Source organism: Pseudomonas sp. P5_A2_2 (assembly GCF_054177685.1).
Genome location: NZ_JBGCUL010000147.1, coordinates 1 through 7,909 on the forward strand (window position 1 = coordinate 1; position 7,909 = coordinate 7,909).

Here is a 7,909-nt window from a genome sequence, read left to right on the forward strand (position 1 = left end):
CGCGCTTCCTGATGATCGGTAATCAGGAAGTGCCGCCGACTGGCGACGACAAGACATCGATCATCGTTTCCATGAGCAACAACCCGGGTGCGTTGCACGAGTTGCTGGTGCCGTTCCACGACAATGGCATCGACCTGACGCGAATCGAGACTCGTCCGTCGCGCAGTGGCAAGTGGACCTACGTGTTCTTCATCGACTTCGTCGGCCACCACCGCGACCCGCTGGTCAAAAGTGTGCTGGAAAAGATCAGTCAGGAAGCGGTGGCACTCAAAGTGCTGGGTTCCTACCCGAAAGCAGTTCTCTAAGGGGCGGTAGCAAATGAGTGGCAATTTCCTCGCTCTGGCACAGCCGGGCGTGCAACAACTTTCGCCTTACGTTCCGGGCAAACCCGTGGACGAACTGGCTCGCGAGCTGGATCTCGATCCAGCCAGCATCGTCAAACTGGCGAGCAACGAAAACCCGCTGGGCCCCGGCCCCAAGGCGCTGGCGGCGATCCGCGATGCGCTGGCCGAGCTGACCCGCTATCCGGACGGCAACGGTTTTGCGCTCAAGACCCTGCTGGCCGAGCAGTGCCGAGTCGAGCTCAATCAAGTGACGCTGGGCAATGGTTCCAACGACATTCTTGAGCTGGTGGCGCGCGCCTATCTGGCGCCGGGCCTGAATGCCGTGTTCAGCGAGCATGCGTTCGCTGTCTATCCGATTGCCACTCAGGCAGTCGGCGCGCAGGCCAAGGTGGTTCCGGCCAAGGATTGGGGGCATGACCTGCCTGCCATGCTGGCAGCCATCGATGCCAATACCCGCGTGGTGTTCATCGCCAACCCGAACAATCCGACCGGGACCTGGTTCGACGCCGAGGCGCTGGACGAATTCCTGCAGGATGTTCCGGAGCATGTGCTGGTGGTGCTGGACGAGGCCTACATCGAGTACGCCGAAGGCAGTGATATGCCGGATGGTCTGGACTTCCTGGCGGCTTATCCGAACCTGTTGGTTTCCCGCACTTTCTCCAAGGCCTATGGGCTGGCGGCGCTACGCGTGGGTTATGGGTTGTCCACAGCGGTGGTCGCAGACGTGCTGAACCGTGTACGCCAGCCATTCAACGTCAACAGCCTGGCCCTGGCCGCTGCTTGTGCGGCTTTGAAGGACGAGGAGTATCTGGCGCAAAGCCGTCAGTTGAACGAGTCCGGCATGCAGCAACTGGAAGCCGGATTCCGTGAGCTGGGGCTGAGCTGGATTGCGTCCAAAGGCAATTTCATCTGCGTCGATCTCGATCAAGTCGCGGCCCCGGTGTTCCAGGGCTTGCTTCGTGAGGGCGTGATCGTGCGCCCGGTGGCCAACTACGGCATGCCGAATCACCTGCGCATCACCATTGGCCTGCCGGCAGAGAACAGCCGCTTCCTTGAAGCGCTGACCAAGGTTCTGGCTCGTGGTTGATGTCACTGCGCTGCAATCTGCTGAACCTATGATCGGTCGCCTGGTGGTGGTCGGTCTTGGATTGATCGGCGGTTCGTTTGCCAAGGGGTTGCGTGAGAGTGGCATATGCCGCGAAGTGGTCGGGGTCGATCTCGATCCGCAATCGCGCAAACTCGCGGTCGAATTGGGTGTGGTGGATCGCTGTGAGGAAGACCTGGGCGTTGCTTGTCAGGGCGCCGACGTCATTCAGCTGGCGGTGCCGATCCTGGCCATGGAGAAAGTGCTCGCGCGTCTGGCGGGCATGGATCTGGGCCAGGCGATCCTGACCGATGTCGGCAGTGCCAAGGGCAATGTGGTGCGTGCGGCCACCGAAGCCTTTGGCAGCATGCCGTCTTGCTTCGTGCCGGGGCACCCGATTGCCGGTTCCGAGCAGAGCGGGGTGGAAGCCTCCAACGCCGAATTGTTCCGTCGCCATAAAGTGATCCTGACGCCGCTGGCGCAAACCGATCCGGCAGCCCTGGCGGTAGTCGACCGTTTGTGGCGCGAATTGGGCGCCGATGTCGAGCACATGCAGGTTGAACGTCACGACGAAGTCTTGGCGGCGACCAGTCATCTGCCGCACTTGCTGGCGTTCGGCTTGGTCGATTCGTTGGCCAAGCGCAATGAAAATCTTGAGATCTTCCGTTACGCTGCGGGCGGTTTCCGCGATTTCACAAGAATCGCCGGAAGCGACCCGGTCATGTGGCACGACATCTTTCTCGCCAACCGCGAAGCTGTCCTGCGCACACTCGATACATTTCGCAGCGATCTCGACGCCTTGCGCGACGCGGTCGATGCAGGGGATGGGCACCAATTGTTGGGCGTTTTCACTCGCGCCCGGGTTGCTCGCGAGCATTTCAGTAAAATCCTGGCCCGCAGGGCCTATGTGGACGCTATGAATTCCAACGATCTGATTTTCCTGGCTCAACCTGGTGGCCGCCTGTCCGGTCGGATTCGCGTACCAGGTGACAAATCGATTTCCCACCGTTCGATCATGCTCGGCTCCCTGGCTGAAGGCGTCACCGAAGTCGAAGGCTTCCTCGAGGGCGAAGATGCCCTGGCGACCTTGCAGGCATTCCGTGACATGGGCGTGGTCATTGAAGGCCCACACCACGGACGCGTGACCATTCACGGCGTTGGCCTGCATGGCCTGAAGCCGGCGCCGGGCCCGATCTATCTGGGCAACTCCGGTACTTCGATGCGTCTGCTGTCCGGCCTGCTGGCCGCGCAGAACTTCGACAGCACCCTGACCGGCGACGCATCGCTGTCCAAGCGCCCGATGAATCGCGTGGCCAATCCGCTGCGTGAAATGGGCGCCGTGATCGAAACCGCCGCCGAGGGTCGTCCACCGATGACCATTCGTGGTGGCAACAAGCTCAAGGGCCTGACCTACACCATGCCGATGGCCAGTGCCCAGGTTAAGTCCTGCCTGCTGTTGGCCGGCCTGTATGCCGAAGGCAAGACCACGGTTACCGAGCCTGCTCCGACCCGCGACCATACCGAGCGCATGCTGCGCGGTTTCGGCTATCCGGTAACGGTCAACGGTGCTACCGCATCGGTCGAATCTGGCAGCAAACTGACCGCGACCCACATTGAAGTCCCGGGTGATATCTCTTCCTCGGCATTTTTCCTGGTGGCGGCCTCGATCGCCGAGGGTTCGGAACTGGTACTCGAGCACGTCGGCATCAACCCGACCCGTACCGGTGTGATCGACATCCTGCGCCTGATGGGCGCCGATATCACCCTGGAAAACCAGCGTGAAGTGGGTGGTGAACCGGTGGCTGACTTGCGCGTGCGTGCAGCTAAACTCAAAGGTATCGAGATTCCCGAGGCGCTGGTTCCATTGGCCATTGACGAATTTCCGRTGCTCTTCGTCGCCGCTGCCTGTGCTGAAGGGCGCACCGTGTTGCGTGGTGCCGAAGAGCTGCGGGTCAAGGAGTCGGATCGCATCCAGGTCATGGCGGATGGTTTGCTGGCGCTGGGCGTCAAATGCGAGCCAACCCCGGATGGCATCATCATCGACGGCGGTCAGATCGGCGGCGGTGAAGTGCACGGCCATGGCGATCACCGTATCGCCATGGCGTTCAGCGTTGCTTCGCTACGCGCCAGTGCCCCGATCCGCATTCATGATTGCGCCAACGTCGCGACTTCGTTCCCGAATTTCCTGGCGCTGTGCGCACAGGTCGGTATTCGCGTGGCACAAGAGGCACAGTCGTGATCAGCATTGCACCGGTCATCACCATCGATGGGCCAAGCGGTTCGGGCAAGGGCACGGTCGCCGGGATTCTGGCCAAGCGCCTGGGCTGGAACCTGCTGGACTCCGGTGCGTTGTACCGATTGCTGGCCTTTGCCGCGCATAATCATGGTGTCGACCTGACCAATGAAGAGCTGCTGAAGAAACTCGCCGCTCATCTGGATGTGCAGTTCATCGCGGCGACGGACGGTCAGTTGCAACGCATCATTCTGGAAGGTGATGAAGTCAGCGATGTCATTCGCACCGAAAGCGTCGGTTCCGGCGCTTCCCAGGTGGCTGCGTTGCCTGCTGTACGCGAGGCGCTGTTGCAGCGCCAGCGAGCTTTTCAGGAAGCGCCGGGTCTTGTGGCGGATGGTCGCGACATGGGCACCGTGGTTTTTCCTGATGCGCCGCTGAAGATTTTTCTGACCGCCAGCGCCGAGGAGCGGGCACGCCGACGATATTTGCAGTTGAAGGGCAAAGTCGAGGGTGTTAGTCTGTCGAGTCTGCTAGATGAGATACGTGCGCGCGATGAGCGTGACACCCAGCGAGCGGTAGCCCCGCTCAAACCGGCGGCTGACGCCATACAGCTGGATTCCACGGAATTATCCATCGACCAGGTGCTGGAACGCATCATGAGCGAGATCGCCATTCGCGATATCGCCGGGTGACCAAGAAGGCCGCAGGGGACCAGTCATAGTCCTGCGGTGGCTTCTTTTAAATGAAACTAACCCACACCGTCTGGGGTGTGGAGATGGGCGTATTCTTCGCCCTCATCAACAGGAATTAAAATGAGCGAAAGCTTTGCGGAACTCTTTGAAGAAAGCCTAAAAACCCTGAACCTTCAGGCAGGCTCCATCATCACCGGTGTTATCGTTGATATCGATTACCAGGCTCGCTGGGTAACCGTTCACGCTGGCCTGAAGTCTGAAGCACTCATCCCGCTTGAGCAGTTCTACAACGACGCTGGCGAACTGAACATCAACGTCGGTGACGAAGTTCACGTTGCTCTGGACTCGGTTGAAGACGGCTTTGGTGAAACCAAGCTGTCCCGTGAAAAAGCCAAGCGCGCTGAATGCTGGATTGTTCTGGAAGCAGCCTTCGCAGCCGAAGAAGTGGTCAAGGGCGTTATCAACGGTAAGGTTAAAGGCGGCTTCACTGTCGACGTTAACGGCATCCGTGCGTTCCTGCCAGGTTCTCTGGTTGACGTCCGTCCAGTGCGCGACACCACGCACCTGGAAGGCAAAGAGCTGGAATTCAAGGTCATCAAGCTGGACCAGAAGCGCAACAACGTTGTCGTTTCCCGTCGCAGCGTCCTGGAAGCCGAGAACTCCGCCGAGCGCGAAGCTCTGCTGGAATCCCTGCAGGAAGGCCAACAAGTCAAAGGTATCGTCAAGAACCTCACCGATTACGGCGCATTCGTCGATCTGGGTGGCGTCGATGGCCTGCTGCACATTACCGACATGGCTTGGAAGCGTATCAAGCATCCTTCCGAAATCGTCAACGTTGGCGACGAGATCGATGTCAAGGTTCTGAAGTACGATCGCGAGCGCAATCGTGTTTCCCTGGGCCTGAAGCAACTGGGCGAAGATCCATGGGTTGCTATCAAAGCCCGTTACCCGGAAAGCACTCGCGTTACCGCGCGTGTAACCAACCTGACCGACTACGGCTGCTTCGCTGAGCTGGAAGAAGGCGTTGAAGGTCTGGTACACGTTTCCGAAATGGACTGGACCAACAAGAACATCCACCCTTCGAAAGTCGTACAAGTCGGCGACGAAGTGGAAGTCATGGTTCTGGACATCGACGAAGAGCGTCGTCGTATCTCCCTGGGCATCAAGCAGTGCAAATCCAACCCATGGGAAGATTTCTCTGGCCAGTTCAACAAGGGCGATAAAATCTCCGGCACCATCAAGTCGATCACCGATTTCGGTATCTTCATTGGTCTGGACGGCGGCATCGACGGTCTGGTTCACCTGTCCGACATCTCCTGGAACGAAGTGGGCGAAGAAGCCGTTCGCCGCTTCAAGAAGGGCGACGAGCTGGACACCGTTATCCTGTCGGTTGACCCAGAGCGCGAGCGCATCTCCCTGGGTATCAAGCAACTGGAAAGCGATCCGTTCTCCGAGTACGTTCAAGAGAACGACAAAGGCGCCATCGTTAAAGGCATCGTGAAGGAAGTTGACGCTAAAGGCGCCATCATCACTCTGGCCGACGATATCGAAGCGACTCTGAAAGCCTCCGAAATCAGCCGTGACCGCGTTGAAGACGCGCGCAACGTTCTGAAAGAAGGCGAAGAAGTAGAAGCCAAGATCATCAGCGTTGACCGCAAGAGCCGTGTAATCCAGCTCTCGATCAAGTCGAAAGACGTTGAAGACGAGAAAGAAGCAATCCAGAGCCTGCGCGACAAGCCAGTAGCTACTGATGCTCCTGTGGCCACCACTCTGGGTGACCTGCTGCGTGCACAAATGGAAAAGCAGAACTAAGTTCTGACTTTCTGTAAAAAAGGGCGACTTCGGTCGCCCTTTTTTGTGCCTGGAGTTTGGTGAGTTTCGCTCGGCTGTAGCTGCTCGAGTCGTGAACCAAAGGTGCTGAAAAAATGTCTGATTGTTTAGTCGGATCAAGCGCTTATTTGCAGCTAGTCTTTAGCCTGAGACTAATGATCGCCCGGTAGGCTTTCTGGCAAAAGGACGTGAATGAACAAGCTAATTGTCGCAGTAGCAGTGCTGGCGCTAGCGGGTTGTACCACCAATGCCAAAACTCACGTAGTGCGCGGGGTTAGCGGCATAGAGGTCGATTGTTCGGGGCTCGGTTCGAGATGGGAGAGGTGTTACAAGCGCGCGGCCAAGGAGTGCAGAGGGGCAGGCTACAAAGTTGTAGCGAGATCTGACGATGTCAAGGAAGAGGAGGAAAGCTTCCTCTTTGGATTCAATCCGGCAGGGTTCCTGACGCGCACTATGTTGGTGATCTGTCGATGAGGTGGTAACCGCTCAGAGGTCTTCCGCCTTTCAGGAATCAAGCATTTTGGGGTTGGGGAATAGATGGCAAAACTCGGGCTGTTCAAAATCATGCCGGCGTGCTAAAACCTTTGAAGCGCTGATCTAGCTGCTTGAAAAAGAAGGGAAAAATATGACGAAGTCGGAGTTGATCGAACGAATTGTCACCCATCAAGGGCTGCTCTCATCCAAGGATGTGGAGCTGGCCATCAAGACCATGCTTGAGCAAATGTCCCAATGTCTGGCTACCGGGGATCGCATCGAGATCCGGGGGTTTGGCAGCTTCTCTCTGCACTACCGGGCGCCACGCGTAGGTCGTAACCCGAAAACTGGTCAGTCGGTCAGTCTCGACGGCAAATTTGTTCCGCATTTCAAGCCCGGGAAAGAGTTGAGGGATCGGGTTAATGAGGATGAGGACGAGGATGCAAAGCAGTAATCGATATTTGCGAGAGACTTTTCGATGAGTTATGTCAAGCGCATAGTTTTTTTTGTAATTGCACTGCTGATTGTATTTGCGACAGTCATTTTTGTGCTTGAAAATAAGCAATCTGTTTCACTGGTATTTCTTGGATGGTCGTCGCCGGAGCTTCCGCTAGCTGTATCGCTAATTTTTGTGTTGCTGAGCGGTATGGCAATAGGGCATCTTTTAGCTTTTATTTTTGCGCAAAAGAAGAAAACGCACCCTAGAATTCGTTAAAATACGAGCTTGGAACATGAAAAGCAACATCATAAATGCATACTAGAAAAGGCTGGCCAGAATGACGAATGACCCATCGACCAAGCCCGGGTCGGATGAGATAGATTTTTTTGAGTTGATGAGATCCCTTTGGGCTCAAAAAGTAATGATACTGTGCACTACTTTAGTTGTTGTTTTGGGTGCAACAGCTTATGCGTTTATCAGTAAGTCAGTTTATGAGGCTCGTGTATATTTGCTGCCACCAACTTTTAATGGGATCGCCGATTTTAACTATGGTCGAACCAAAGAGTTGGAGCTTACACCTTATACAGTAAAGGATGTGTTTGATGTTTTTACTCGCAACTTGCAAAGTGAAGCGTTGCGTCGCGCGTTCTTTCTAGAGGTGTATTTACCATCGCTTTCTGAAACGACTCGAAAAGAGTCACAGGATTTATTGTATTCAAAGTTTTTAAAGAAGCTGACTGTAGGCTTGCCCTCCAAGGAACAACCAGATCGATACTCGATTTCGGTCCAGGATAATGATCCTACGCGCGCAAC

Annotated in this window: 9 protein-coding genes; all 9 read left to right on the forward strand. The window is 56.4% G+C overall.

Features of this window, described 5'->3' with window-relative positions; translation table 11 throughout:
- Positions 1-305 (forward strand): prephenate dehydratase (locus tag ACXRVY_RS11890; protein ID WP_458237450.1); only part of this gene is annotated, 305 nt, incomplete at its 5' end.
- A gap of 13 nt (positions 306-318) precedes the next feature.
- Positions 319-1,431 (forward strand): histidinol-phosphate transaminase, encoded by a 1,113-nt coding sequence (gene hisC, locus ACXRVY_RS11895; protein WP_223462467.1) that lies wholly within the window; start codon positions 319-321, stop codon positions 1,429-1,431.
- A gap of 28 nt (positions 1,432-1,459) precedes the next feature.
- A complete protein-coding gene (locus tag ACXRVY_RS11900; RefSeq protein ID WP_458237452.1) occupies positions 1,460-3,667 on the forward strand; it encodes a bifunctional prephenate dehydrogenase/3-phosphoshikimate 1-carboxyvinyltransferase in 2,208 nt (735 codons plus the stop codon).
- Positions 3,664-4,353, forward strand: a complete 690-nt coding sequence (gene cmk / locus ACXRVY_RS11905) for a (d)CMP kinase (protein WP_008049002.1) — start codon at positions 3,664-3,666, stop codon at positions 4,351-4,353. Before ACXRVY_RS11900 ends, cmk begins: the two co-directional genes overlap by 4 nt.
- A gap of 120 nt (positions 4,354-4,473) precedes the next feature.
- Complete coding sequence (rpsA, locus tag ACXRVY_RS11910; protein WP_007973639.1) at positions 4,474-6,165, forward strand: 30S ribosomal protein S1; 1,692 nt, start codon at positions 4,474-4,476, stop codon at positions 6,163-6,165.
- A gap of 210 nt (positions 6,166-6,375) precedes the next feature.
- Entirely contained in the window at positions 6,376-6,657 is a 282-nt protein-coding gene (locus tag ACXRVY_RS11915) for a hypothetical protein (RefSeq protein ID WP_223462469.1), read from the forward strand.
- A gap of 151 nt (positions 6,658-6,808) precedes the next feature.
- Positions 6,809-7,111 (forward strand): integration host factor subunit beta, encoded by a 303-nt coding sequence (gene ihfB, locus ACXRVY_RS11920; protein ID WP_223462470.1) that lies wholly within the window; start codon positions 6,809-6,811, stop codon positions 7,109-7,111.
- Positions 7,112-7,135: 24 nt separating this feature from the next.
- Entirely contained in the window at positions 7,136-7,372 is a 237-nt protein-coding gene (locus tag ACXRVY_RS11925; protein WP_223462471.1) for a lipopolysaccharide assembly protein LapA domain-containing protein, read from the forward strand.
- A gap of 61 nt (positions 7,373-7,433) precedes the next feature.
- The coding region (locus ACXRVY_RS11930) for a Wzz/FepE/Etk N-terminal domain-containing protein (protein WP_458237451.1) at positions 7,434-7,909 on the forward strand (476 nt) is incomplete at its 3' end.

What these genes read in the sequence shown, in the direction of transcription:
- hisC (WP_223462467.1), top strand. Translation starts at nt 319, where the DNA reads ATGAGTGGCAATTTCCTCGCTCTGGCACAGCCGGGCGTGCAACAACTT.
- rpsA (WP_007973639.1), top strand. Translation starts at nt 4,474, where the DNA reads ATGAGCGAAAGCTTTGCGGAACTCTTTGAAGAAAGCCTAAAAACCCTG.
- ACXRVY_RS11925 (WP_223462471.1), top strand. Translation starts at nt 7,136, where the DNA reads ATGAGTTATGTCAAGCGCATAGTTTTTTTTGTAATTGCACTGCTGATT.
- ihfB (WP_223462470.1), top strand. Translation starts at nt 6,809, where the DNA reads ATGACGAAGTCGGAGTTGATCGAACGAATTGTCACCCATCAAGGGCTG.
- ACXRVY_RS11915 (WP_223462469.1), top strand. Translation starts at nt 6,376, where the DNA reads ATGAACAAGCTAATTGTCGCAGTAGCAGTGCTGGCGCTAGCGGGTTGT.